The organism is Collimonas sp. OK242 (genome assembly GCF_900107095.1).
GTDB lineage: Bacteria > Pseudomonadota > Gammaproteobacteria > Burkholderiales > Burkholderiaceae_D > Collimonas.
The window spans coordinates 277199-300930 of the sequence record NZ_FNOR01000003.1 but is presented as its reverse complement, the minus strand read 5'-3'; the positions used below and the strand labels follow the sequence as shown (position 1 = coordinate 300930).

Annotated in this window: 23 protein-coding genes; 14 read left to right on the top strand and 9 right to left on the bottom strand. The window is 59.0% G+C overall.

The features are described from left to right. Positions 1 to 4 precede the first annotated feature (4 nt). The 9 genes from BLV81_RS04465 to BLV81_RS04425 all read left to right on the top strand — a co-directional run bounded on the left by BLV81_RS04465 (position 5) and on the right by BLV81_RS04425 (position 8966). Entirely contained in the window at positions 5 to 796 is a 792-nt protein-coding gene (locus tag BLV81_RS04465; RefSeq protein WP_092352819.1) for a sulfite exporter TauE/SafE family protein, read from the top strand. After that, positions 793 to 3315, top strand: coding sequence for a heavy metal translocating P-type ATPase (locus tag BLV81_RS04460; RefSeq protein WP_255364949.1), 2523 nt, complete (start codon positions 793 to 795; stop codon positions 3313 to 3315). Before BLV81_RS04465 ends, BLV81_RS04460 begins: the two co-directional genes overlap by 4 nt. A gap of 9 nt (positions 3316 to 3324) precedes the next feature. Further along, on the top strand, positions 3325 to 3525 hold the full coding sequence (gene ccoS / locus BLV81_RS04455) for a cbb3-type cytochrome oxidase assembly protein CcoS (RefSeq protein WP_092352817.1): 201 nt from the start codon (positions 3325 to 3327) through the stop codon (positions 3523 to 3525). 99 nt (positions 3526 to 3624) lie between these two features. After that, entirely contained in the window at positions 3625 to 5106 is a 1482-nt protein-coding gene (ccoN, locus tag BLV81_RS04450; protein ID WP_092352815.1) for a cytochrome-c oxidase, cbb3-type subunit I, read from the top strand. Between the two features lie 34 nt (positions 5107 to 5140). Then, a complete protein-coding gene (gene ccoO / locus BLV81_RS04445; protein WP_092352813.1) occupies positions 5141 to 5755 on the top strand; it encodes a cytochrome-c oxidase, cbb3-type subunit II in 615 nt (204 codons plus the stop codon). A 2-nt stretch (positions 5756 to 5757) separates the two neighbouring features. Beyond that, positions 5758 to 5964 carry a cbb3-type cytochrome oxidase subunit 3 gene (locus BLV81_RS04440; protein WP_176992742.1) on the top strand — a complete coding sequence of 69 codons (207 nt, stop codon included), beginning with the start codon at positions 5758 to 5760 and terminating at the stop codon, positions 5962 to 5964. Continuing rightward, the gene (ccoP, locus tag BLV81_RS04435; protein WP_092352811.1) at positions 5957 to 6916 is read left to right on the top strand and encodes a cytochrome-c oxidase, cbb3-type subunit III; all 960 of its coding nucleotides are present in this window, start codon (positions 5957 to 5959) and stop codon (positions 6914 to 6916) included. The genes BLV81_RS04440 and ccoP overlap by 8 nt, the downstream gene beginning before the upstream one ends. 21 nt (positions 6917 to 6937) lie before the next feature. Further along, positions 6938 to 8338: a cytochrome c oxidase accessory protein CcoG gene (gene ccoG, locus BLV81_RS04430; RefSeq protein WP_092352809.1), complete on the top strand. Its 1401-nt coding sequence runs from the start codon at positions 6938 to 6940 to the stop codon at positions 8336 to 8338. A gap of 46 nt (positions 8339 to 8384) precedes the next feature. Further along, positions 8385 to 8966: a FixH family protein gene (locus BLV81_RS04425; protein ID WP_255364948.1), complete on the top strand. Its 582-nt coding sequence runs from the start codon at positions 8385 to 8387 to the stop codon at positions 8964 to 8966. Between the two features lie 123 nt (positions 8967 to 9089). Here the strand turns inward: BLV81_RS04425 and fnr (BLV81_RS04420) are convergent, their stop codons facing one another. The 5 genes from fnr (BLV81_RS04420) to BLV81_RS04400 form a co-directional block, all read right to left on the bottom strand. Continuing rightward, the gene (fnr, locus tag BLV81_RS04420; RefSeq protein WP_092352805.1) at positions 9090 to 9842 is read right to left on the bottom strand and encodes a fumarate/nitrate reduction transcriptional regulator Fnr; all 753 of its coding nucleotides are present in this window, start codon (positions 9840 to 9842) and stop codon (positions 9090 to 9092) included. A gap of 92 nt (positions 9843 to 9934) precedes the next feature. Then, positions 9935 to 11023 (bottom strand): fatty acid desaturase, encoded by a 1089-nt coding sequence (locus BLV81_RS04415; protein WP_255364947.1) that lies wholly within the window; start codon positions 11021 to 11023, stop codon positions 9935 to 9937. Positions 11024 to 11250: 227 nt separating this feature from the next. Next, positions 11251 to 12492 carry an MgtC/SapB family protein gene (locus tag BLV81_RS04410; protein ID WP_092352803.1) on the bottom strand — a complete coding sequence of 414 codons (1242 nt, stop codon included), beginning with the start codon at positions 12490 to 12492 and terminating at the stop codon, positions 11251 to 11253. A gap of 28 nt (positions 12493 to 12520) precedes the next feature. Continuing rightward, positions 12521 to 12973 (bottom strand): universal stress protein, encoded by a 453-nt coding sequence (locus BLV81_RS04405; RefSeq protein ID WP_176992741.1) that lies wholly within the window; start codon positions 12971 to 12973, stop codon positions 12521 to 12523. A 7-nt stretch (positions 12974 to 12980) separates the two neighbouring features. Next, positions 12981 to 13487, bottom strand: coding sequence for a universal stress protein (locus BLV81_RS04400; RefSeq protein WP_092352799.1), 507 nt, complete (start codon positions 13485 to 13487; stop codon positions 12981 to 12983). 309 nt (positions 13488 to 13796) lie between these two features. Between BLV81_RS04400 and BLV81_RS04395 the strand changes: the two genes are divergently transcribed. The 5 genes from BLV81_RS04395 (at position 13797) to BLV81_RS04375 (ending at position 20882) form a co-directional block, all read left to right on the top strand. After that, on the top strand, positions 13797 to 14561 hold the full coding sequence (locus BLV81_RS04395; protein WP_176992740.1) for a potassium channel family protein: 765 nt from the start codon (positions 13797 to 13799) through the stop codon (positions 14559 to 14561). A gap of 20 nt (positions 14562 to 14581) precedes the next feature. Continuing rightward, the gene (locus tag BLV81_RS04390) at positions 14582 to 15943 is read left to right on the top strand and encodes an MBL fold metallo-hydrolase RNA specificity domain-containing protein (RefSeq protein WP_092352795.1); all 1362 of its coding nucleotides are present in this window, start codon (positions 14582 to 14584) and stop codon (positions 15941 to 15943) included. Between the two features lie 98 nt (positions 15944 to 16041). Further along, on the top strand, positions 16042 to 17523 hold the full coding sequence (locus BLV81_RS04385; RefSeq protein ID WP_255364956.1) for a thymidine phosphorylase family protein: 1482 nt from the start codon (positions 16042 to 16044) through the stop codon (positions 17521 to 17523). Then, entirely contained in the window at positions 17523 to 18419 is an 897-nt protein-coding gene (locus BLV81_RS04380) for a ribose-phosphate pyrophosphokinase (protein ID WP_092352791.1), read from the top strand. The genes BLV81_RS04385 and BLV81_RS04380 overlap by 1 nt, the downstream gene beginning before the upstream one ends. Before the next feature lie 33 nt (positions 18420 to 18452). Then, positions 18453 to 20882: a bifunctional acetate--CoA ligase family protein/GNAT family N-acetyltransferase gene (locus BLV81_RS04375; protein ID WP_092352789.1), complete on the top strand. Its 2430-nt coding sequence runs from the start codon at positions 18453 to 18455 to the stop codon at positions 20880 to 20882. A 10-nt stretch (positions 20883 to 20892) separates the two neighbouring features. On the opposite strand, the gene fnr (BLV81_RS04370) is transcribed toward BLV81_RS04375, so the two are convergent. The 4 genes from fnr (BLV81_RS04370) to BLV81_RS24405 form a co-directional block, all read right to left on the bottom strand. Then, on the bottom strand, positions 20893 to 21702 hold the full coding sequence (fnr, locus tag BLV81_RS04370) for a fumarate/nitrate reduction transcriptional regulator Fnr (protein WP_092352787.1): 810 nt from the start codon (positions 21700 to 21702) through the stop codon (positions 20893 to 20895). Between the two features lie 245 nt (positions 21703 to 21947). Beyond that, positions 21948 to 22796, bottom strand: a complete 849-nt coding sequence (locus BLV81_RS04360; protein WP_092352783.1) for a universal stress protein — start codon at positions 22794 to 22796, stop codon at positions 21948 to 21950. Between the two features lie 19 nt (positions 22797 to 22815). Then, positions 22816 to 23349: a translational machinery protein gene (locus tag BLV81_RS04355; protein WP_255364945.1), complete on the bottom strand. Its 534-nt coding sequence runs from the start codon at positions 23347 to 23349 to the stop codon at positions 22816 to 22818. Further along, entirely contained in the window at positions 23232 to 23618 is a 387-nt protein-coding gene (locus BLV81_RS24405) for a TraR/DksA family transcriptional regulator (protein WP_176992739.1), read from the bottom strand. Before BLV81_RS24405 ends, BLV81_RS04355 begins: the two co-directional genes overlap by 118 nt. Between the last annotated feature and the right edge of the window lie 114 nt (positions 23619 to 23732).

Here is a 23732-nt window from a genome sequence, read left to right as displayed (position 1 = left end):
ACGCATGAACCTGTTACCGATTTTCTTGATAGGATTATTTGGCAGCATCCACTGTGTCGGCATGTGCGGCGGAATCGTCAGCGCCTTGTCGGTGGCGGCAGCGCCCTCGGCAACGCCTTCGGCTCGCGTAATCCCGTTGCGGCTGGTGACGGTCGGCAAAATGCCGGAACCATCGGATCAAACCTATTTCATGCATCTGTCGCGCGTGTTTGCCTACAACAGCGGCAGGCTGTTCAGCTATGCCTTGGCCGGCACGATAGCGGGCGGCATGGCGCAGAGTGTGCGCGCCCTGACGTCGCTGTCATCGCTGCAGATAGTTGCTTACTGGCTGGCCAATCTGATATTGATAGCACTGGGCTTGCATCTGATGGACGCCTGGCGCGGCTTAAGGCGGCTGGAAGCTCTGGGACAGATCGTCTGGCGGCGTTTGCAGCCCGCCATCAAATTTTTGCTGCCCATGGACAGTCCGGCCAAGGCATTGATGCTGGGCGCTGTATGGGGCTGGCTGCCATGCGGCATGGTCTACAGCGTACTGCTGACAGCAATGCTGAGCGGCGATGCCGTATCCGGCGCCAAGGTGATGCTGGCGTTCGGGCTGGGAACCTTGCCTATGCTATTGACGCTCGGCATGTTGGGAATGCGCCTGAAAAGCTGGCTGCAAGATCGTCGGGTACGTATCACCGGCGGCTTGATCGTGTTGCTGTTCGGGTTGATGGGCATCTTGCGAGTGGCTGAGGGAATGCCGCTGGGCTGGCTTGATGCAATCTGCATCAGCCCTGCGGGAGCAGGGCATTGAGCGCCGTCCTTATCGACCCTGCGGCGCTGTCACCGGATGCGGCCGCCGAACCCGCCTCCGGCGACTGTTTTCATTGCGGCCTGCCGCTGCCGCCCGCTGCGACAGGACAGCGCTGGTCAGTCAGGATCGGGCAGGTGCCGCGCGCGATGTGCTGCCCGGGTTGTGCAGCGGTGGCGCAAACCATTGTCGACAGCGGTTATGCCGACTACTACACCGCGCGCACCGCTTTTTCCAATCATGTCGACGGTGACGGACTGGTCCCGCCCGAACTGCAGTTGTACGACGATGAAGAGGGCTGCTCGCAATTCGCCACAGTGCCTGACAATCCGGCCGGGCAGGCTGCTTGTCTGCTGGAAGCGACCTTGGCGCTGGAAGGCATTCGCTGCGCTGCTTGCGTCTGGCTGATCGAACAACGGCTGGCGCGCCTGCCGGGACTGCAGCTGGCCAACCTGAATGTGGCGAGCGAACGCCTGTATGTCCGTTGGGACAAGACCCGATGCAAACCTAGCGATATCCTGCAGGCGCTGCGCGAAATCGGCTACAGCGCCTACCCGTTCGATGCGGTCAGACAGGGCGAGCAGCTGCGCAAATCCGGCAAGCGCTTGTTCCGTCAGACATTCATCGCCGGCCTGTGCATGATGCAGGTCATGATGTACGCGGCGCCGGCATATTTCGCTGCGGCCGGCAGCATCGACCATGAACAGCTCCAGTTGATGCGTTGGGCCAGCCTGCTGCTGACCTTGCCGGTGTTGTGCTATTCAGCCTTGCCTTTCCTGCATGGCGCCTGGATCGGCATGAAGTTGCGCCGCTTCGGCATGGACCTGCCGGTAGCCATCGGCGTTGTGGCGGCGTTTGCCGGCAGCGCCGTGGCCACCGTGCGCGGCTCTGGCGAAGTCTATTTCGATACCGTCACCATGTTCGTCTTCCTCCTGTTGTGCAGCCGCTACCTGGAGCTGACGGCGCGGCGCAAGGCGGCGTCGACGCTGGAGCGCCTGCAGCATGCCTTGCCTGACGCCGCTACTCGCTTGCTCGCTTATCCGCAGGCGATGGATGGCGAGCTCGTTGCTGCAGCAAGATTGGTCAAGGGCGACCTGATCCTGGTCAAGCCGGGTGAAGTGATTGCGGCCGATGGCGTTTTGCTGAGCGGCGGCGGCAGTATTGACGTTTCCTTGCTAAGCGGGGAGAGCAAGGCCGTGTCTTGCGCGACTGGCGATGCTTTGCCCGGCGGCGCCGTCAACTGCGGGCAGGCCATGGTACTGCGGGTAAGCCGGGTAGTGCGTGACAGTACCTTGTCGGCTCTGCTCAAGCTGGCGCAGCAAGCGACCCAGAACAAGCCACGCATGGCGCAATGGGCAGACCGGGTCGCCGGCTGGTTTGTGGCAGCCTTGCTGTTATGCGCGCTGCTGGCGTTTTGCGCCTGGCAATGGCTGGATCCGTCGCGCGCCTGGCCGATCGCGATCGCCGTGCTGGTGGTTTCCTGTCCCTGCGCCTTGTCGCTGGCGACACCGTCAGCGCTGGCCGCCGCCACCGACCGGCTGCTGCGCAGCGGAGTATTGATCGTGCAACCGCACGTGCTGGAAACCCTGCATCGGGCGACTTATGTCATTTTCGATAAAACCGGCACACTCACCCAAGGCAAGCCTGTGCTGCAACAGATTACAGCGTATGGCGCCGGCACCAGCGAACGGTATCTGCAGATGGCAGCGGCGATGGAAATATCCAGCGCCCATCCTTTGGGACGGGCCATCGCCGATGCAGCTTGCGGCAGACCGCCTCAGACGCCGGCATTGCAGGCCGAGACCATAAGCCAGGTAGCAGGAAAAGGCGTGGAGGCAGAGTTCGACGGTATTCTCTATCGGCTCGGTTCGGCATCGTACGTGGCAGAGCTGGCCGAGGTCTTGATGCCCGCCGCGGCGCAGGACGGGATAACGATGACGCCGGTGTACCTGGGCAAGGCGGGCAACTGGCTGGCACGCTTCGACCTGGCCGATGCGGTGCGGGAAGATGCCCGTCAGACCGTGGCGTACTTCCAGAGCCGAGGCAAGAAAGTGATCTTGCTTAGCGGAGACGAGCGGCATGTGGCGCAGCAGGTGGCGCGTGAATTGCATATGGATGGCGCTTACGGCGAGCAGCTGCCGGCGCAGAAACTGGCGTTGGTGCAAGCCTTGCAGCGCCGCGGCGAAACCGTCGCCATGGTAGGCGACGGGCTTAACGACGCCGCCGTATTAGGTGTCGCCGATGTTTCCTTTGCGATGGGAACAGGCGCGGCGTTGGCTCAGGTCCATGCGGATACGGTATTGATGTCGGATCGCTTGTCAGCGTTGGCGGATACCGCGCGGCTCGGCAATAAAACCATGCATGTGATCCGGCAAAACCTGGCTTGGGCATCGATCTACAATGTGCTGGCGATTCCCGCGGCGGCGCTGGGTTTGCTCAATCCCTGGCTGTCGGCGGCCGGCATGTCGTTCAGCTCTGCGCTGGTGGTGATCAATGCGTTGCGCTTGCGTAATAAGCTATAGGAGATAGATATGGAAGCGCTTTATCTGCTCATCCCTATCAGCACCGTGCTGGTGTTCCTGGCGATATGGGTGTTCGTCCGCGCTTCCGACAGCGGCCAGTTCGACGATATGGTCGGCCCCGCAATGAGAATCCTGCTGGATGACGACAGCGCCAGGCCGCCGGAGAAAATCGCAAGCGAGTCCGCAGCGGACAACGGCCCTTCGAATTAATTCCTGTCAATTGCACGCTGTTTGATTCACATCAAAGAGTAAACGGCCATAGCCGGTTAACCTCGCCCCATTGCAGTGGTATTTTGGGGAGAGAAGAACGTGGAAAATGCGCTTAACTATAACTACAAGGTCGTCAAGCAATTTTCGATTGCGACGATAGTGTGGGGAGTGGTCGGCATGACGGTCGGCCTGCTGATTGCAGCCCAGCTGGCATGGCCGGAAATGAATTTCGATATCCCCTGGCTAAGTTTCGGCCGGCTGCGGCCCTTGCATACCAACGCGGTGATCTTCGCGTTCGGCGGCAGCGCGCTGATGGCAACCTCCTACTATGTGGTGCAACGGACTTGCCAGGTGCGCCTGTTCTCGGACGGCTTGGCTGCGTTCACCTTTTGGGGCTGGCAGCTGGTGATCGTGCTGGCCGCGATTACCCTGCCGATGGGCTACACCCGCGGCAAGGAATATGCCGAACTGGAATGGCCGATCACGATTCTGCTGGCCGTGGTGTGGGTGGCCTATGCCGTGGTGTTCTTCGGCACGCTGGCCAAACGCAAGGTCGCGCATATCTATGTAGCCAATTGGTTTTACGGCGCTTTCATCATTGCCGTGGCGCTGCTGCACGTAGTTAACGGCATGGCCATGCCAGCCACCCTGACCAAATCCTACTCCGCGTACAGCGGCGTGCAGGACGCCATGATCCAGTGGTGGTACGGCCATAATGCGGTGGGATTTTTCCTGACCGCAGGCTTTCTCGGCATGATGTATTACTTCATTCCCAAGCAGGCCGAGCGCCCGGTATATTCCTATCGTTTGTCGATCGTCCATTTCTGGGCTTTGATTTTCACCTACATGTGGGCCGGCCCGCATCATCTCCACTACACCGCATTGCCGGACTGGACCCAGTCGCTGGGCATGGTGTTTTCGCTTATCCTGCTGGCGCCATCCTGGGGCGGCATGATCAACGGCATGATGACCTTGTCGGGCGCGTGGCACAAATTGCGCACGGATCCTATCCTCAAATTCCTGGTGGTGTCGCTGTCGTTCTACGGCATGGCGACCTTTGAAGGTCCGATGATGGCGATCAAGACCGTCAACGCCTTGTCGCACTACACCGACTGGGGCATCGCCCATGTTCACTCCGGTGCGCTGGGCTGGGTCGGCTTCATCACGATGGGTTCGATGTATTACCTGATTCCGCGCCTGGCGGGCAAGCAGCAGATGTGGAGCGTAAAGATGATCGAGCTGCATTTCTGGATGGCCACCATCGGCATCGTCCTGTACATCGCCGCGATGTGGATTGCCGGCGTGATGCAGGGATTGATGTGGCGTGCGGTGAATCCCGACGGCACGCTGACCTATGCCTTTGTCGAGGTGGTCAAGGCGACTTATCCCTACTACGTGATTCGTTTCTTCGGCGGCTTGCTGTATCTGAGCGGCATGCTGCTGATGGCTTTCAATGCATTCAAGACCATGCGCAAAAGCTTCCCGGTGGACACGCGCATTTCGGTTGCGCGTATTCACCCCGTGGCGCCGGTGCTGGTCCCCGCGGCCAAGATCGCAACTGAAGGAGCGGAGGCCCTATGACGCAATCGACTCAATTCGAACCTGGAGCACGGGCATGAAATTCTCACATGAATCGATAGAAAAAAATCACTGGCTGTTGATCGCACTGGTGATTCTGGTGGTCAGCGTCGGCGGCCTGGCGGAAATCGTACCTTTGTTTTTCCAGAAGTCGACGACCCAGCCGGTTACCGGCCTGCGGCCCTATTCACCGCTGCGGCTGGCAGGGCGCGACATCTATATACGCGAAGGCTGCTACAACTGTCATTCCCAGATGATCCGGCCATTCCGTGCCGAAACGGAACGCTACGGCCATTATTCCGTGGCCGGCGAATCGGTCTACGACCGGCCGTTCCAATGGGGATCGAAGCGCACCGGGCCGGATCTGGCGCGCGTCGGCGGCCGCTACAGCGACGAATGGCATCGCGCCCACCTGCACAATCCGCGCGACCTGGTGCCGGAGTCGAACATGCCCGGCTATCCGTGGCTGGAATCGACCCGCCTGATTCCTGACGATATCGTGCCGCACCTGCGCGCGCTGCAGCGCCTGGGCGATCCCTACACCGATGCCGAGATCGCCGCCGCACCGGCCGCATTGGAGAACAAGACCGAGCAAGATGCGTTGATCGCCTATTTGCAAGGATTGGGAACACAGATCAAGGTGGAGAGATAATCATGGCTATCCAAAAAATACTGATTGAGGCGCACAGCATCATTACCCTGATCAGCTTTGTCACGTTCATCGGCATTGTCTGGTGGAGTTATTTTCGAAAACAACCTAAGGATTTCGACGAGGCGGCGTTGTCGCCGTTCGCCGACGACCAGGAACAGCTCGATAAAGTGAAGGCGCAGCTGGATGCCAGGGAGCGTCACCATGGCTGATTTTACCGATGGCTTCTGGAGCCCCTATATCACCATATTGACGATACTCAGCATCTTCGGCTGCGGCGTGCTGTTGTGGATGCAGGGCAGCCGCAAGGTCACGCTGGAACCGGGGCAGGATCCCGCTGACAATACGACCGGCCATGTCTGGGACGACGACCTGGGAGAATTGAACAATCCTTTGCCGCGCTGGTGGATGTGGCTGTTCTATGTGACCATCGTGTTTGCCCTGGTCTATCTGGTACTGTATCCCGGCCTCGGCAGTTTCGCCGGCCAGCTCGGCTGGAAATCCAGCAGCGCCTATCAGGCCGAGCTGAAGAAAGCCGATGCCGACTACGGCCCCATGTTCAACAAATACCTGCACCAGGATTTGAAAGCAGTCGCCGCCGATCCGCAGGCGCATGCGATCGGTGAACGCCTGTTCCTGACTTACTGTGCGCAATGCCATGGTTCCGACGCGCGCGGCAATAAAGGATTTCCGAACCTGACCGACGACGACTGGCTGCATGGCGGCGCGCCGGAAACCATCAAGACCACCATCATGGAAGGCCGGCATGGCGTAATGCCGCCGATGGGGGCCGCGCTGGGAGGCGACAAGGATGTCGAGAACGTAGCAAACTATGTGCTGAGCCTGTCCGGCTCGACCCACGATCCGATCAAGGCGGTATTCGGCAAACCGAAGTTTTCTGTTTGCATGGGCTGCCACGGTAGCGGCGGCACCGGCAGCCAGGCCATAGGCGCACCGAACCTGAGCGACAAGATCTGGCTATACGGCGGCAGCGTCGACACCATCATGGAAACCATTCGCAAGGGGCGCGACAACACCATGCCGTCATTCAAGGATTTTCTCGGCGAACCGAAGGTGCATGTGCTTGCGGCTTATGTGTGGAGTTTGTCGAATCATCCCGGCAGCGCGGTCGCACGTGATCGCACGGCGGCGGCCTCACAATGATCGCAAGCCCGATGGCCAATCATGAACACCAGTGAATCTTCTCCAAAGACTGCGGTTGTCAGGATGTACCAGGCACGGCAGCAAATATATCCGCGCGATGTCAGCGGGCGTTACGCCACGCTGCGCTGGATTTGTGTATGGCTGACACAGCTGGTGTTTTATGGCATGCCGTGGTTAAGGTGGAATGGCCGCCAGGCAGTGCTGTTCGACCTGGCCGCGCGCAAGTTCTATTTGTTCGGCATCGTGCTGTGGCCGCAGGATTTCATCTATCTTGCCGTGCTGCTGATTGTCTGCGCGTTCTCGCTGTTCTTGTTTACGGCAATCGCCGGCCGGGTCTGGTGCGGCTACGCTTGCCCGCAAACGGTGTACACCAAGATATTCCTGTGGATAGAAAGCCGGATAGAAGGGCCGCGCAGTTCGCGCATGCGGCTCGACCGGCAAGCGTGGTCGCTCGATAAATTGCTGCGTAAAAGCGGTAAGCACCTGGCCTGGGGCGTCGTGGCTTTGTGGACCGGCTTTACTTTCGTCGGCTACTTCACCTCCATCCACGATCTGGCGCGCGAGGCAAGCGTACTTGGCCTGGGATCGTGGGAGTGGTTCTGGGTTCTATTCTATGGCTTCGCCACGTATGGCAATGCGGGCTGGATGCGCGAGCAGGTGTGCAAATACATGTGTCCGTATGCACGCTTCCAGAGCGCCATGTTCGATCGCGATTCCTTGATCATCACCTACGATGCGGCACGCGGCGAACCGCGTTCCAGCCGTTACCGGAAAACCCCGGAACCGGCCTCTTCTCCCTGCATCGATTGCAGCATGTGCGTGCAGGTTTGCCCGACCGGAATCGATATCCGGGCTGGCCTGCAATACATGTGCATCGGTTGTGCCGCCTGTGTCGACGCCTGCAATATGGTAATGGACAGGATAGGCGCGCGGCGCGGGCTGATCCGTTATTCAACGGAACACGCGATGACGGAGAATTTGCCGGCGGCTGCCATTCTGCGCCGGATTTTTCGCCCGCGCGTGTTGATCTACAGCTCGGCGCTGCTGGTGATCGTGACGGTGTTCCTTGGCTCGCTGATACTCAGGGTGCCTCTCAAAGTCGATGTAATTCGCGATCGTGGTTCCATGGGCCGGGAAGTCGAAGAAGGCATGGTTGAGAATGTCTATCGGCTGCAGGCAATCAATGCCGACGAAATGCCGCATCGGTACAAGATCAGTGTGGCCGGCATCGATGGCATCGCGCTGTCCGGCGATAGCGAGGTAACGCTCGCCGCCACCGAGACGCGGCTGATTCCGGTGCGGGTAAGAGTGCCGCACGGGCAGGGCCGGCCGGGGTCCAACCATATTTCTTTCAGGCTGCAGGGGCTCGACGGCGCCAGGTCGCAGGTGAATGAAAAGGCCGTGTTTTATATACCAAGATGAAACGGCATGGAACCCGCATGCATGACACGAGACGAACAGGATAATCATGAAAAACCAAACACATTCAATGACCAGGCTATCTCCTGTCTCTACGCCGTGGTACGCCCAGCGCTGGCCATGGTTTCTGATACTGGGCCCGCTGGTGGTTGTCGTGGCGGCCAGTTATACCGGCTGGCTGGCATTTTCCCGGCAAGATGCGCTGGTGGAAGACGACTATTACAAAGAGGGCAATGCGATCAATCAGGATCTGCGGCGCGATGAGGAGGCGATACGGCGCGGCATCGCCGGCAGTCTGCGCTACGACGCCATGCAGGGCACGCTCAGCGGCAAACTGCAAAATATCGCTGGCCAAGCTGGCCAATCTGATCAACGCACGGCGCCGGCAACGGATCAGCGCTTGCGGTTGCGCCTGATCCATTCGACTTTGCCTGAAAAAGATATCGACTTGTTCGTATTGCCGGACGCGCAAGGAAATTTCTCGGTGCGCCTGCCGTTGCTGGAGATGGCACGCTGGCAGATCCTGATTGAAAACGCACAGGACGACTGGCGCCTGCATGCTACCTGGAACTGGCCGCGGCAACGCAGCGTGGAATTGAATCCGCTGGCCATGAAGCCGGCAGACGATTGAGCAGCTTAGGGCGTATTGCCATATGATTTGGGAGATGCGTTCAAACCAGAACGTGTGCTGGCAAGCCATGCAACGCCTGCCGCGCGTTCGCACTCCCAAATCATATGGCAACACGCCCTAGTCTCAGTTGCAGGCGTCGGCGCCCATCGCCAATATTTTCAATGCCGGGAAATCGACCAGTTCGATATCCCGTTTGCTGACCTTCAGTATGCCGTCCTTCTTGAGCTTGGACAGCAGGCGGCTGATGCTTTCGATCGTCAAGCCAAGATAATTGCCGATATCCTCGCGCGTCATACGTAACTGGAAGTTGGTCGCTGAATAGCCGCGCGCGGCGTAGCGCGACGACAGATTTACCAGGAACGCCGCAAAACGCTGCTCGGCACGCATATTGCCGAGCAACAGAATCACGCTTTGCTCGCGCGTGATTTCCTTACTCATGATGCGGTGGAAATGCCGTAGCAGCGTCGGGATATCGCCGAACAGCTGTTCCAGCCGGGCGAACGGAATGTCGCATACCTCGCTGTCCTCCATGGCCACCGCATCGCATTGATGGCTGTCAGTACTGATCGCATCCATGCCCAGCAACTCGCCGCTCATCTGGAAGCCGGTGATTTGCCGGGCGCCGTCAGGATTGGCTTGATAGGTCTTGAACTGTCCTACCCGCACCGCATACAGCGAGGCGAACTTGTCGCCGATCCGATACAGGGTGTCGTCCCGGCGCACACGGCGGCGGCCGATGATGTTGTCCAGACGCAGCATGTCGGACTCATCCAGTCCCATTGGCAAGCACAGCTGATCCATGCCGCATGAGGAGCAACTGTTGCGCAGGGCGGCGAGGTCGAGCAACGGCGCTGTGTGGGTGGAAGGCTGGTGCATGGCGAAGTCCGGTAGAAGATAGGGCATTGCAGCTTGCCGCAACACGCTATTTTAACGCCAGACATCGCCTGATGGCAGTATTCCAGGCTGGATCAGGTCACGTTTACCGACGCGCTGGTGGGTAAGCCGGAAAAATCGGTCCAGCAGCGGCGCTGAAAATCGTAGAGTTTGCAACGGCGCGCCGTATCAAAATACCAGCGCCAGGAGAATTTCTGGATCACTATGCGCGACGGCAGCATGACCTCCAGGATCTGCTGTGCTTTTTTCAGGCGATAGAGCGGGATGCTCATATCGACGTGGTGTGCGGTGTGCTCCATGATGTGATGCAAGAGCGCGCCGATGCGATAGCGAAACGTCAGGTGCACCGTAGTAGAGACAAATGGCTGCGCCGCCGCCCACACGGTTTTCTGGTCATACCAGGCGACGCCGGCATGGGTATGGTGAACATAGACCACAAAGCCGATCATCGCATTCCAGAACAGGAACGGCAACGCAAAGCCGGCCAGCAAGGTCAGCCACACCGACTGCCCGGTCGAGATCGCGGCAATGCTGAGCGCGGCAATCCAGAACGTCGCTGCAAGCGTGACCAGCACGCCATCCCAGACGAATACCGGACGCCGGGTCGGCATTGTCTTGCTGCTGGGGAAATACATGCGTTGCCACCACATTTCAACCAGGTAGTACAGCCAGGGGCCCCAGCCGCTGCGATAGAAACGCTCCAGCCATTGGCGCCAGCGCGGCAGGGCCTGGAATTCCTCCAGCGACAGCGGATGCCAGACAAAGTCGAAACCTTTCAGGTTGGTGTAGCCGTGATGCACTACGTTATGGCCGACATCCCACAGGCTGTATGGCGTCAGCGACGGCAGGAAAACCAGGCGGCCGAGCCAGCGATTGAGGCGCCGGTGCGGCGTAAAGCTTTGATGGCAGGCATCGTGGCCGAGAATGAACAGGCGGCCGATGATGAAGCCGGCGACCATGCCGAGTAATAATTTGGCCGCAATGTTCTGCAACCAGACGGTGGCGACGATCGCCAGCGAAAACAAAAGCAGGTCAAGCAGGACCAATGCCAGCGCGCGGCTCGTGCTGCGCTGTACGACAGGCAGCAGCCATGAGCGGATGACTTTACGGTGTGGCATGGCGGCTGACGGCGATACCGGATCGGGCAAGCGGATGGGAATCATTTGGCAAACCTTTGATAAGATAAAAATGCCAGCCGATCGTAGGCGATATAAGCAGGCCTGACGTTGATTTCGATCAAAGATTCGCGGGTTTTCGGGAGCGCAGTTGCCAACGATCAAGATTTCACTGTGTTCCGATCAGGAATGGCGATGCGCCCATGAGATTGAGCGATTCGGCAAGCGTATTCCTGGATGTTGACGATTGTTTCACATGCCACCTGCCAGTTTGCTCAACTCAGTGCCAGGCCGGCCCAGGCCATAAAGGTCACCAGGAACAGGCCGGGGATCACCCGCTTCGCAAAATCCCGATTACCGCTGGTCAAGGCTACCACGCACTTGGAAAGGCTATTGGCGGTCAATCCGGCGAGTATCGGTGCGGCGGCAGCGTGGCTGCTGATTTTTCCCTGGGCGGCCAAGGATGCCGCTGAAACTGCGACCGAGTGCGCGTCGGCAAATCCGCCTATAAAAGATGCTAATAGGATACCGTTGCTGCCAAACCAGGATGAGAAAGCGCCCGACATCAGCAGAATGCCGGAAATGATGAGTGACAGCAGCAGGGCGCCTTTCATATCGAACGGGCTGCCGAGTTGCAGCGCGGGGCCAGGCTGGGAATGCGCCGACAAGGCTATCATCAGCGCTGCATAAAGCAATGCCGCAACCAGTCCGCAGGCTAAGGGCAAAGCTAGCGCCAGAAGGGTAGGCCGGTGGGTTGCCGCGATCACTATCGCCAACTGCAATAGTGTCGATACCGTAGACAATACCGCGCCGGTGGCTGCGGCATTTAGCTGATCCGGCGCCTGGGTGACGCGAACGCCCATTGCGCCTATGGTGGCAATGCTCGACACGAAGCCGGAAAACAGGCCGGTCAGCGGCAAACCGAGTCTCGCTCCGAGCACTCTTTGCGTAATGTGGCCCAATGCGCCGATGAGCAGCATCAATATGACGAAGCGCCAGATCGTATGCAGATTGAGCACCCCGTAAGGATCGATGGTTCGATCCGGCATGAGCGGCCACAATACGAAAACAGCGGCGCCCAAGACTAGTGCATTGTTCCATTCTCTCTGGCTGAGAATGGAACGCGCAAAATGATGCAATCTGTCCCGGGCCGCCAGCACGATGGCCACCAACACGCTCAGCGCTGCCGCCAGCTGGATTTCCCGCACAGCCAAGGCGCCCAGCAGCAGCGTCAGGATCAATGCCGTTTCAGTGGTTAAGCCGGGGTCGTCATGAGATTGCTTGAAATAGGCAACGGCAAGAAGTGCCGCCACGGCAAGGGTCAGGGCCACCAGCAATAGAGCGCTATCGAGCAGCATGCTCATAGAGCCCAATAGGGAGACTAGCGTGAAAGTACGAATGCCGGCAGGACTACGCGTCGGGCCATCACCTTTGCGGCGCTCGCGTTCGGCGCCGATCAGCAGGCCAATGCCGGCGGCGACCGCCAATGGTGCGACAAGGTCAGCCGGCAGTGTCATTGCGGTTCGGCCGACGCCGCTCCCGTCGTCAGGATTTGATGATCATTACCGGACGGTCGGCAATACGCAGATAGTGTTCGGCAACGCTGCCCAGCATGAGCCGTTGCATGCCTTGCAAGCCATGCGATCCCATCACGACCACACTGGCGTCCCACCGTTTCGCCACTTCCCGGATGAGGTCTGCCACCCGTTTGCCGCGCTCTTGCAGATCCAATATCTGTACCTCGCCGCGGAGGCCGAAATCGTCGAAAATGTGCAAGGCGGCCTTCCTGAGGTTGATGGCTTGCTCGGCTGCCGCCTGCAGCATCTGCTCGCGCTGGAAATATACGACGCCAAGCAGAGGAAAGGAGAGTAGCGGGTCGACATTGACATACAGCGCGCGAACCTCGCAACCTTGCGTCTTTGCCAATAAGCAGGCCTGCCGCAAGGCGTTCTGCGCAAGTTCGCTGCCATCTATCGCGACCAGGATACGCTTCAGCATGATGGTTTCACTCCTTCGCCGCAGGAGTTGCCTGCTCCGGTTTTTTGGACGCTTGCTCATTGGCGTGCACCAATAGCACCGGGCGCTCTGAAATGCGCACGAAATGCTCGGCAACGCTGCCCATCAGCAGGCGTCGTACCCCGCGCCGCCCGTGGGTGCCCAGCACTGTCAGGTCGGCCCCCCATTTTTCACCTTCCGCCTTGATGGCTCCGGGAATGTCGCAGTCCATGCCACGCAGGTCGAGCAGGCTGGTTTGCACTGTATAACCTTGCGACTGCAAGTCAGCTTCTGCCGTCGCCAGTATTTTTTTACCTTCAGTCAAGCTTACTTCACGCAACAGTTCGATATAGGTGAAATCGTCATTGATCATCGGATAGGTGGTAAGCGGATCTTCCACCACATGCACCACACGCACCGTGGTGTCGGGCGCTGCGAAGTTGGCGATCTGCATCAGCGCTTGGGCGGACGTGGGGCTGCCATCGACAGCAAGCAGGATCTTCTTGTATATGGCCATGATGTTTCTCAACAAAGGAAATGCGGGCGATCGCCGGTTCGTGGCAAGTGTCGATATGAACGGCCTGATGACGCCTTAGGCGTTCATGCCTTGACTATCATTGTATGTCTTGGGCGCAAGCCGGCAAGCGCAATTGCCGGGATAGTTGACATAGATCAAACACGCCGCCGCGACCCGAGGCAGGCCCTAGGCTGCTTCTGAAATTCCAGCGTATTTTTGATCCAGCGCAAATTGCCGCCGGCGATCTCCGTCAATATGTCTGAAACATCGTTACTTGTGCCGCTGCGCGTAGCTGCTGATGGAAATCGCATGAAAAATTCAATACTGCCCTGGCCACTGAAAATATTGATGCCAGGGGCATTACTCCTGTCGATTCCCGCTTTCTACCTGGTGCTGGCAGGGCCGGAGCTGTTCTATCGCCATGTCGGCAGCGGGCTGTATGCAGCCGTCGCTGCCATGGTTGCCGCCGATCTGCTGATACGGACCAGGGCCCATGGCTGGCATGACGGCGTGGTGGCATTGAATCTGGTGATTTTTTCCGGAGCGGTGCTCAGCGCCTGGCCAAGCAATCCGCCATGGTCCGTGGCCGAATGGATTTTGCGGATGGCTTATTGCGCTATCGTTTTCCTGCGTTTGTCGATGCTGTTGGGAGCCTACGTGGTGCCACGCCGGCTGCTGCATGTGGTGGCGCTCGCCATCGCGGTACTGGCTGTGGCCGGAGCCGGTTTCTTCTGGCTGGAACCGCGCGTCCATAGCTATGCCGACGGGGTCTGGCTGGCATTCATTACAGGGGCGACGGTTGGCTATGGCGACCTGGTCCCGTCCACGCCAGCCTCCAGGATTTTCGCTGCCTTTATCGTATTGCTGGGCTATGCCTTGTTTTCGGTTGTCACCGCGAGCATATCGGCAATGCTGGTGGGCGAGGATGAGAAACGGCTGGAACGCGAGCTGCACGCGGACATGCGCATGCTGCGCAGGGAAATCTCGCTATTGCATGAAGAATTGCGATCTTCGCATCCTGAATCTGGCAGCGAGGATGCCGACAGTGCCGGCAAAGAATTGATCCGTGTCTGAACCCATAGAAGAAATCAAATATGAACATCCAATTTTTGGGCGCCACCGGGACCGTGACAGGTTCAAAATACCTGCTCAGCGCCGGTTCAGCGAAAGTACTGGTAGATTGCGGCCTGTTCCAGGGATATAAGCAATTGCGCCTGCGTAACTGGGAACGCCTGCCGCTGCAGCCGTCGGAGCTGGATGCAGTGATCCTGACCCATGCGCATCTCGACCATAGCGGCTATCTGCCGCTACTGGTCAAGAACGGCTTCAAGGGGAAGATCTACTGTAGCGAGGCGACTTTCGAACTGTGCAAGATTCTGCTTCCAGACAGCGGCCATCTGCAGGAAGAGGAGGCCAGCTATGCGAATCGTCACGGCTTCTCCAAACACAGTCCCGCCCTGCCATTGTATTCGGAAGCCGACGCGGTACGATCGCTTGCCTTTTTTTCCCCGGTCCGGTTCGATACCGATTTTCAGGTATGCGCAGGCCTCAGCGCGCATTTGCACCGTGCCGGCCATATCCTGGGAGCGGCCATCGTATCGTTGCGAAGCGCAGAGACGACCATCACGTTTTCCGGAGACCTGGGGCGGCCCAATGATTTGATCATGTTGCCACCGTCTCTGATCGAAAAGACCGACTATCTGGTGCTTGAATCGACCTACGGCGATCGCCGCCACGATACTGCCGACCCCGCCATCTTGCTGGGCAAGACGATACGCGATACCGCCGCTCGCGGCGGAGTAACCGTCATTCCGTCTTTTGCGGTAGGGCGCGCCCAGGCCCTGCTCTATGCCATTCATCTGCTCAAGGCCAGTGGCGATATTGCGGCAGCGCTGCCGATCTACCTGAACAGTCCGATGGCGGTCAATGCCACCGAGATTTATCACAAGCACAGGCAAGACCACCGGCTCGATTACCAGCAATGCGAGGCCATGTTCAGCACGGCCAAGATTGTCAACAGTGTAGAGGAGTCGATTGCCTTGAATCAAAGGCAGCAGCCGATGGTCATTATCGCGGCCAGCGGCATGGCGACAGGAGGGCGGGTTTTGCATCATTTGAAGGCTTTCGCCCCCGATCCGCGCAATACCATCCTGTTCGTCGGTTTCCAGGCAGGCGGCACACGCGGCGCCGCCATGATTGCCGGCGCCGATGCGATCAAGATCCACGGCGAGTATGTGCGGCTGCGTGCGCAGGTAAGCCAGATCGACAATATGTCGGCGCATGCCGACGCCGACGAGATACTCGACTGGCTGTCGCATTTTTCGAAGCCTCCCAAGCAAACGTTCATCACGCATGGCGAGCCGGCGGCGGCGGATGCATTGCGCAGGCGGATCGAAGAAAAATTGCATTGGCCTTGCCGGGTGCCTGATTACCTGGAAAGCGTGGAGTTGCCATGAGCGACCGCAATTATCGCAAGTCGATCGATCACAAGCCGATTTATCACAAGCCCGTGCCGGCGCAGGCAAGCTGCGGACCTGTGGCAGGCGGTTTGCGGATGCGGCGCGTCGGCATCGATACTTACCAGGAATTGGTTGCATACATGCGCAGCGATTGCGATATCTGCAAATCGGAGGGATTCGAAGCGCACTCTCGGGTCGAAGTGTGGCGTGGCGACCGGCATATCATCGCTACTCTCAATGTCGTACATTTCCCGATGATTGCCATGCAGGAGGTCGGATTGTCGGAAGCGGCCTGGCGCGCGCTCGGCGGCGCTGATGGCGACCTGGTGCGGATAGCACACCCGGCGCCAGTGCAGTCATTTTCATCGGTGCGGGCGAAAATCTATGGCCGCCCTTTTACTTCCGATGGCGTCAATGCCATCGTGCACGATATCGTTGCCGGTCGTTATTCGCATATCGAAATGGCGGCCTTGATCACGGCCTGTTCCGGCAGCCGCCTGGACCTGACCGAAACGATAGCGTTGACCGATGCGATGGTCAAGGTAGGGCAGCGGCTGCAATGGGATGCCGACATCGTGGTCGACAAGCATTGCGTCGGCGGCTTGCCTGGCAACCGCACCACCTTATTGATCGTGCCCATCGTCGCCGCCTGCGGCTTGACTATTCCTAAAACCTCCTCGCGCGCCATCACTTCGCCAGCCGGTACCGCCGATACCATGGAAACCCTGGCGCCGGTAGCGCTGGATATTGCCGGCATGCGCCATGTGGTCGAGCGCGAAAACGGTTGCATCGCCTGGGGTGGCGCCGTCAGCCTGAGTCCTGCCGACGACCTGCTGATACGGGTGGAACATCCGCTAGACCTGGACAGCGACGGCCTGCTGGTCGCTTCCGTTTTGTCCAAGAAAATCGCCGCAGGATCGACCCATGTCGTGATCGACTTGCCAGTCGGACTAACCGCCAAGGTCAGGTCGCCGGAAGCCGCGCAAGCATTGGCTGAACGGCTGGTCAAGGTCGGCGCCGCACTGGGCATTGCGGTCAAGCCGGTCATGACCGACGGTAGGCAGCCGATAGGGCGTGGCATCGGCCCGGCTCTGGAGGCGCGCGATGTGCTCGCGATCTTGCAGAACGCAGCCGATGCGCCGCAAGATCTGCGCGAGCGAGCCCTGGTGCTGACCGCCAGCGTGCTTGAACTGGGAGGTAAGGCTGAAGCCGGCCAGGGCATGGCGCTGGCTGCCAATGTACTCGATAGCGGCGCCGCCTGGCGGAAATTCCAGGCGATCTGCGAAGCCCAGGGCGGCATGCGGATACCGCCTCAGGCCACATACACCCATCCCGTCCTGTCCCTGCATCGAGGCAGGGTGGTGGCGATCGATAACCGAAGATTGGCCAGCATTGCCAAACTTGCGGGCGCACCGAAGGCGCCTGCCGCAGGAATTGTTTTCCAGGCTCCGCTGGGCATGCGGGTCGAGGTCGGGCAACCGTTGTTGACCATTCATGCCGAGTCGCCGGGAGAGCTGGCTTATGCACGGGCCTACGCCGAGGCGCAGGAAAATTTAGTTTCTTTACTGGAGGTTTGATGAAACCCGTATTTTTTACCATGCCGGGCAACGACGGCTTCGCCTCGCAGCTGCGCAGTTACTTGCCTGCCGAGACCGGTGTCATGGACATGCATCATTTTCCCGATGGCGAGTCTTGCCCTCGCTTCATGACTTCGGTCGCGGGGCGCGACGTAGTGCTGGCCTGCGCGCTGGAGCGGCCAGATGGAAAAATCATGGCGCTGTATCTTGCCGGTTGCGTGGCCCGCGAGCTGGGAGCCCGTAGCGTCGGTTTCGTCATTCCTTACTTGCCTTACATGCGGCAGGACGCGCGCTTCATGGAGGAGGAAGGGGTAACTTCAGCGCATTTCGCGCGCTTGATTTCCAGCTGCTGCGACTGGCTGGTGACGGTTGATCCGCATCTGCACCGGCATCGCGAGTTGTCCGAAATCTACTCGGTCCCGAGCCGGGTGGTGCATGCGGCCCCTGAGCTGGCAAAATGGATTACCGGAAATGTACAGCTTCCCTTCATTATCGGCCCCGATGCTGAAAGCGAACAATGGGTTGCCGCCGTGGCCAACGCGGTCGGATGTCCGTATACGGTGTTGCAAAAGAAACGGCGCGGCGATCGCGAGGTGGAAGTCTCGGTTCCGCTGGTGGCGGACTGGGAAGGCAGGACACCGGTATTGATGGACGATATTGTTTCCACCGCCCGCACCATGGTCGCCGCGGTCAAGCAGATCAACGCTGCGGGCATGGCGCCGCCGGTATGCATTGCCGTGCATCCTCTGTTTGCCGGCGACGGCTATATCGCGCTCCAGGTGGCCGGTGTCGATCGTATTGTCAGCTGCAACACTATTCTCCATTCGAGTAACCGGATCGATATGGCCAAACCGACAGCTGTTGCTGTCGCCGATTTACTGAGAGCACGCAGTTAACATTGTGTCAGCGAATCACCTTGAGAACGAGCGATGAGTGCAAGAAACCTGCAGTTTTTTTTCGCGCCGCGATCGATCGCGGTCATCGGCGCATCTGAAAAGACGCAAAGCATGGGGACGTTTGTGCTTCGGCACCTGGTGCAAGGCGGTTTTAAAGGAAGCATCTTTCCGGTCAATCCGAAGTACGCCTTGCTGGAGGGGCTCAAGACTTATCACGATCTCGCTGAATTACCGGCCGCGCCTGAACTGGCGGTCATTTGCACGCCGTCGTCAACCATACCCAGGATCGTCGCCCAGCTAGGCCGCTTGGGGACCAAAGCGGCGATCGTGTTAAGCGAAGAAGCCGGCGGCGGTAAATTGCAGGCAGCCGTGCTGGAAACGGCGCGCCCCCATTTGCTGCGTATTCTCGGCCCCGGCTCGGCCGGTATTTTGCTTCCTGGGCTTGGGCTCAATGCCAGCCTGGTTGCAGCCGGGGCGCTGCAGGGACGGATTGCGCTGCTCGCCCAATCCGGAACGCTGGCCGCGGGCATGCTCGATTGGGCAAGATCGCAAGGTATCGGTTTTTCCAAAGTGATTGCGCTGGGCGATGGCGCCGATGTCGATGCCGGCGACATGCTCGATTACCTGGCCGGCGATAGCGACACGCGGGCAATATTGTTATGTATCGAAGATATTCCGCATGCCCGTAAATTCATGTCGGCCGCACGTGCAGCCGCACGCAACAAACCGACGCTGATACTCAGGACTGGCCAGTGCGGCGGCGGCCTACCGGATGCGGTGTTGGATGCGGCGATCCGGCGGGCAGGCATGTTGCGGGTCTTCTCTACCGAGGATTTATTCAGTGCGGTGGAGACCTTGTCGCAAGTCCGCCCGTTTGGCAATGGCCGGCTGACAATTATCGGCAACGGCCGCGGACCCGGGCTGATGGCAGGCGACGCCTTGCTACGGGGCGGGGGAAAGCCGGCGACGTTGTCGGACCAGACCTTGGGCAAGCTCAACCAGCTCCTGCCAATGCATGCGGCGTGCAGCGCTCCGATCGCATTGCCGGCCAATGCATCTGCGTCGCTGTACGGACAGGTGCTGGAGGAGGTGGCAGCCGACTCCGGGGCGGACGCCTTGCTTGCCATTCACGCGCCAAGTGCCAGCGCATCATGTGTCGACATTGCCAATGCCATCATGCCGCTGGCCAGGCAGGGAGCGCACAATATTCTCGTTTGCTGGCTGGGCGGCGCCGCGCTGGAGCCGGCACGGCGTATTTTCGCGGATGCGGGCATCGCCACCTACGGGACGCCGGAAGCCGCTGTGCGCGGCTTCATGCAGATGGCGGATTTTCGACGCAATCAACATCTGCTGATGCAAGTACCGCCGACCATATCGCCCGACCTTGGCGCGGATCGGCCGGCTGCGCGTAGAATTGTCGCAGCTGCCTTGGCCGGCGACCGGCTGGTGCTGGCGCCAGCCGACGCCGGCGCATTGCTGGCAGCATATGGCATTGCGGTGAATGATGTGCATCCCGCAGACGGCGCGCAACTGGCGGCGCCGGTATTGAAAATCGGTATCGTCAGCGATCCCATATTCGGTCCGGCCATTGTGCTCGGACAGGGCGGGAAATTCGACCTCCCTGCCATAGCGGCAGGTTTGCCGCCGTTGAACATGGTGCTGGCGCACGATATGGTCATGCACGCGGTAATGCATGCCGGCGCAGCCGAGGCGAATGACGGCGCGCCGCGGCGGCTTGAACCGGAGATCGACGGGATTTGCCGGAACCTGGTCAAGATATCCCATTTGCTGACGGATGTTCCAGAGCTGGTCGAACTTGAAATCCATTTCTCGCTGCCGGACGGAAAATGCATGGTGGCGCTGCAGGCGCATGGGCGACTGCAGCCGGGCGCCGTTGGCGATGGTCTGCAGCGTCTGGCAATCTGTCCCTATCCGGAAGAATTGGAAGAAACCATCTCCTGGCAGGGCGAGACGCTGTTGCTGCGACCGATCAAACCGGAAGACGGCCAGGCGCACATTGCATTTTTCAACGCACTCGATCCCGAAGACGTGCGCTACCGGATGTTTGTCGGCATGCGCGCATTGCAGCCATCGCAATTGGCGCGTTTTACGCAGATCGACTATGACCGTGAGATGGCTTTCATAGCAACCAGGAAGCAGCCGGACGGCAGCGCGGAAACGCTGGGAGTGGCCAGGGTGGTAGCGGATCCGGACAACATCCAGGCGGAATTTTCGGTTATCGTGCGTTCCGATTTGAAAGGGCTGGGACTGGGCCAGGTGCTGATGGCGAAATTGATTGCGTATTGCCGCCGCCACGGTACCGTTGAAATCGTCGGCGAGGCTTTGCCGCACAATACGCGCATCCTGCATTTGGTAAGAAAGCTCGGTTTTGATGTAAAGCCGCTGGAGCGCGATGGCACCATGTGGCTGCACCTGGATTTGCAGCCATCGCAGCAACGCTGACGATCTTGGCTCAGGTTTCGGTATTAGTGGGGCCGGCAGGCGGTTTGCAATCTTTTTTTACCATCCGTCCCGACTCGCCGCCAAGCGCCAGTTCCTTCAATTTCGTCAAATCGAGGATCTGCAAATCCCGTTTGTCGACCGCGATCCAGCCGCGAGCCCTGAAGTGGGACAAGAGCCGGCTGATGCTTTCGATGGTCAGTCCAAGGTAGTTGCCGATATCCTCGCGCGACATACGCAATTGGAAGCTGGTCGAGGAATAGCCGCGCGCCATGTAGCGCGAGGAAAGGTTGACCAGGAAAGCGGCAAATCGCTGCTCTGCGCGCATATTCCCTAGCAACAGCATGACATTTTGATCGCGCGTGATTTCCTGGCTCATGATCCGATGGAAATGATGCAGCAGGTTCGGGATATGGCTGAATAGTTCTTCCAGCCGGGTAAAGGGAATCTCGCAGACTTCGCTGTCTTCCAGCGCCACGGCATCGCAGTGGTGGTGATCGGAACTGATGGCATCCATGCCAAGCAGTTCGCCGGCCATCTGGAAACCGGTAATCTGCTGCTCGCCGCCATTGTTCATATGGCAAGTTTTGAAATGCCCGAAGCGGATTGCATAAAGACTCTTGAACGGATCTCCCATCCGGTACAAACGCTGGTCGCGCAAGATTCGTTGTCCGCGTCCGATGATCTGGTCGAGACGATTCATGTCGGCATTGTCCAGGCCCATCGGCAGGCATAGCTGGTGCAAGCTGCATCCCGCGCAGCTGGCTTTCAATACCGGAATGTTCAAAAGTGGCGATGCCACTCTGGCAAACGGTGTGTTCATGGTTGTGGGCTAACTCCGCAATGATGGTTGGCTGGCTATCGATTCCGCACGTACGCCCGCGAGAGGGCGCGCAATATCGCTATGATGTTGCTGAATGTACACCTTATGCAAGAGATATACAAATGCGAGCGGTTCCAACCATGAAATGGCGGTCGTTGCGGGAAGATTTTCGTTGGCGGTTCCTGTCGATCCGCTGTCGTCATGCAGCGCGTTGCCAGTCATCCGCGGCCGGCAACGCGTTTTCTTCAATGGGAGATCAACACCGGCACCGTCATCGAAGCCAGGACAGTGCGCGTCACTCCTCCCAGCAGGATTTCGCGGAAGCGGGTGTGGCCATAGCCGCCCATGACGATCAGATCGGCGCCGAAATCGGCGGCGTGCGACAAGAGCGCGTTGCCGACATCGATATCGGCCGGCATCTTTTGGTCCGATACCTCGAGTTTGACACCGTGGCGCGCCAGATAAATAGCGATGTCGGCACCCGGCTGTTCGCCGTGGACGTCAGTCTGCCTGCCGCTGTCAAGCACCAGCACCTGGACCAGCTCAGCCCGTTGCAGCAAGGGAATCGATGCGCTGACGGCGCGTGTCGCCTCCATGCTGCCGTCCCAGGCAAGCAGCACTCTGTTGCCGATCTGAGGGAAATGCCCGGCATAGGGAACGATCAGCAGCGGCCTGCCTGAATTCATCAGCACATACTCTTGGAAGTCGGCACGTAGCAGCGGCGAGTAGTCAGCCGGATTGACCTGGCCGATCACCACCAGGTCGCTGTAGCGTGCCTGCAGAACCAAGCCGGTGCCGGCGTCGTCGTCGATCAGGCGTTTTTCGAAAGACTTGACGTCCATCTTCCAGGCGGCCGATTCAAATTCCGTCAGCAGGCTTGCCGCATGCTCGCGCAGTTCGCTTAATGCGGGGCCGAGCAGAGCCAGGTTGCTTTCTCCTATTACTCCCGGCATGAAGAATTGCGGCGCAACGCCGGTCGCTGCGGCGCCGATCAGATGCGCATCGTATTTTTGCGCAAGCAAGGCGGCGATCCTGATTTGTTCATGTGCACGCCTGGACTCATCCACGTGCACAAGTATGGTTCTATATTCCATGTGATACCCCTCCGGTTGATCAATGCAGAAGGTCTGCCTTGATAAAATATTTACGGGCAAACGCCAGCAATTGCGCGTCGCTGGGATGGTCGACGGTTTCCACGCTGACGATCTTTTCTGCCAGTTCGTGTTCGTGCCTCAGCAAATGTTTGACGAAGGCCATTTTTTCCAGGCCGGGCCCCACAATCAAAACTTCAAGAGAATGCTTCAGTGCATTCGCAATGTCGTTGAAATAGGGCAGCTGCTCTACCGGATCAGCCAATCCGGATTTTCCTGTCGGGGCATGTCGATTCGCATGCTGCGAATGCGTCTTGATGAGTTCACGCTCTGCTGCATCCCGGCTGAAATGGATGACGTGTGCTTCCGCATGATCCAGCCATACGACAACGTGATTGAATGACATTATTGTTTCTTTCTGAAATTGGAAAAGTGAATTCAGGAGTTGGGCGCCAAGCCCTGTCGTTGACTGCTTTCCAGCGCAGCCTGGCATGACTGGCAACGTTCTGCCGTCGGATGTATGCGTAGCCGTTGCGGTGCGATAGCTGCGCCGCATGCGAGGCAATTGCCGTACGTGTGCGTCTTGATACGTTGCAGCGCGGCCTGGATTTTGTTGGGCTCTGCCGGCTTGTTGCGGAGCAAAGCAATTTCGGCATCGCTGAGCAAACCCGCCATCGCGTCGGCGCCGGGTTCGGCGCGGCGAATAGGTATATGCTGATCCGGACAGTCTGCCTGGCGCCGTTGCGAGCGGATTGTGGCAGCTATATATTTCCGTCGCCGCTGCAACTGGGTTTCGAGCTGTCCTGCCAAACTGAAAGAGATCATTTTTGCTCCGTCAGGAAATAACGAACGTCCATGCATGGCGCGATCCTCCAAGAATGACTGCCTTCAGCATAACAATGGCTAGCCGGAAAAATTTGATCCACATCAACTCAAGCG

Bases quoted from the DNA above. Each gene is read 5' to 3' on its own strand.
- BLV81_RS04465 (WP_092352819.1), top strand. From the start codon at position 5: ATGAACCTGTTACCGATTTTCTTGATAGGATTATTTGGCAGCATCCAC.
- ccoS (WP_092352817.1), top strand. From the start codon at position 3,325: ATGGAAGCGCTTTATCTGCTCATCCCTATCAGCACCGTGCTGGTGTTC.
- ccoO (WP_092352813.1), top strand. From the start codon at position 5,141: ATGAAATTCTCACATGAATCGATAGAAAAAAATCACTGGCTGTTGATC.
- BLV81_RS04440 (WP_176992742.1), top strand. From the start codon at position 5,758: ATGGCTATCCAAAAAATACTGATTGAGGCGCACAGCATCATTACCCTG.
- ccoP (WP_092352811.1), top strand. From the start codon at position 5,957: ATGGCTGATTTTACCGATGGCTTCTGGAGCCCCTATATCACCATATTG.
- ccoG (WP_092352809.1), top strand. From the start codon at position 6,938: ATGAACACCAGTGAATCTTCTCCAAAGACTGCGGTTGTCAGGATGTAC.
- BLV81_RS04425 (WP_255364948.1), top strand. From the start codon at position 8,385: ATGAAAAACCAAACACATTCAATGACCAGGCTATCTCCTGTCTCTACG.
- fnr (WP_092352805.1), bottom strand. From the start codon at position 9,842: ATGCACCAGCCTTCCACCCACACAGCGCCGTTGCTCGACCTCGCCGCC.
- BLV81_RS04415 (WP_255364947.1), bottom strand. From the start codon at position 11,023: ATGATTCCCATCCGCTTGCCCGATCCGGTATCGCCGTCAGCCGCCATG.
- BLV81_RS04410 (WP_092352803.1), bottom strand. From the start codon at position 12,492: ATGACACTGCCGGCTGACCTTGTCGCACCATTGGCGGTCGCCGCCGGC.
- BLV81_RS04405 (WP_176992741.1), bottom strand. From the start codon at position 12,973: ATGCTGAAGCGTATCCTGGTCGCGATAGATGGCAGCGAACTTGCGCAG.
- BLV81_RS04400 (WP_092352799.1), bottom strand. From the start codon at position 13,487: ATGGCCATATACAAGAAGATCCTGCTTGCTGTCGATGGCAGCCCCACG.
- BLV81_RS04395 (WP_176992740.1), top strand. From the start codon at position 13,797: ATGAAAAATTCAATACTGCCCTGGCCACTGAAAATATTGATGCCAGGG.
- BLV81_RS04390 (WP_092352795.1), top strand. From the start codon at position 14,582: ATGAACATCCAATTTTTGGGCGCCACCGGGACCGTGACAGGTTCAAAA.
- BLV81_RS04385 (WP_255364956.1), top strand. From the start codon at position 16,042: ATGCGGCGCGTCGGCATCGATACTTACCAGGAATTGGTTGCATACATG.
- BLV81_RS04380 (WP_092352791.1), top strand. From the start codon at position 17,523: ATGAAACCCGTATTTTTTACCATGCCGGGCAACGACGGCTTCGCCTCG.
- BLV81_RS04375 (WP_092352789.1), top strand. From the start codon at position 18,453: ATGAGTGCAAGAAACCTGCAGTTTTTTTTCGCGCCGCGATCGATCGCG.
- fnr (WP_092352787.1), bottom strand. From the start codon at position 21,702: ATGAACACACCGTTTGCCAGAGTGGCATCGCCACTTTTGAACATTCCG.
- BLV81_RS04360 (WP_092352783.1), bottom strand. From the start codon at position 22,796: ATGGAATATAGAACCATACTTGTGCACGTGGATGAGTCCAGGCGTGCA.
- BLV81_RS04355 (WP_255364945.1), bottom strand. From the start codon at position 23,349: ATGCGGCGCAGCTATCGCACCGCAACGGCTACGCATACATCCGACGGC.
- BLV81_RS24405 (WP_176992739.1), bottom strand. From the start codon at position 23,618: ATGATCTCTTTCAGTTTGGCAGGACAGCTCGAAACCCAGTTGCAGCGG.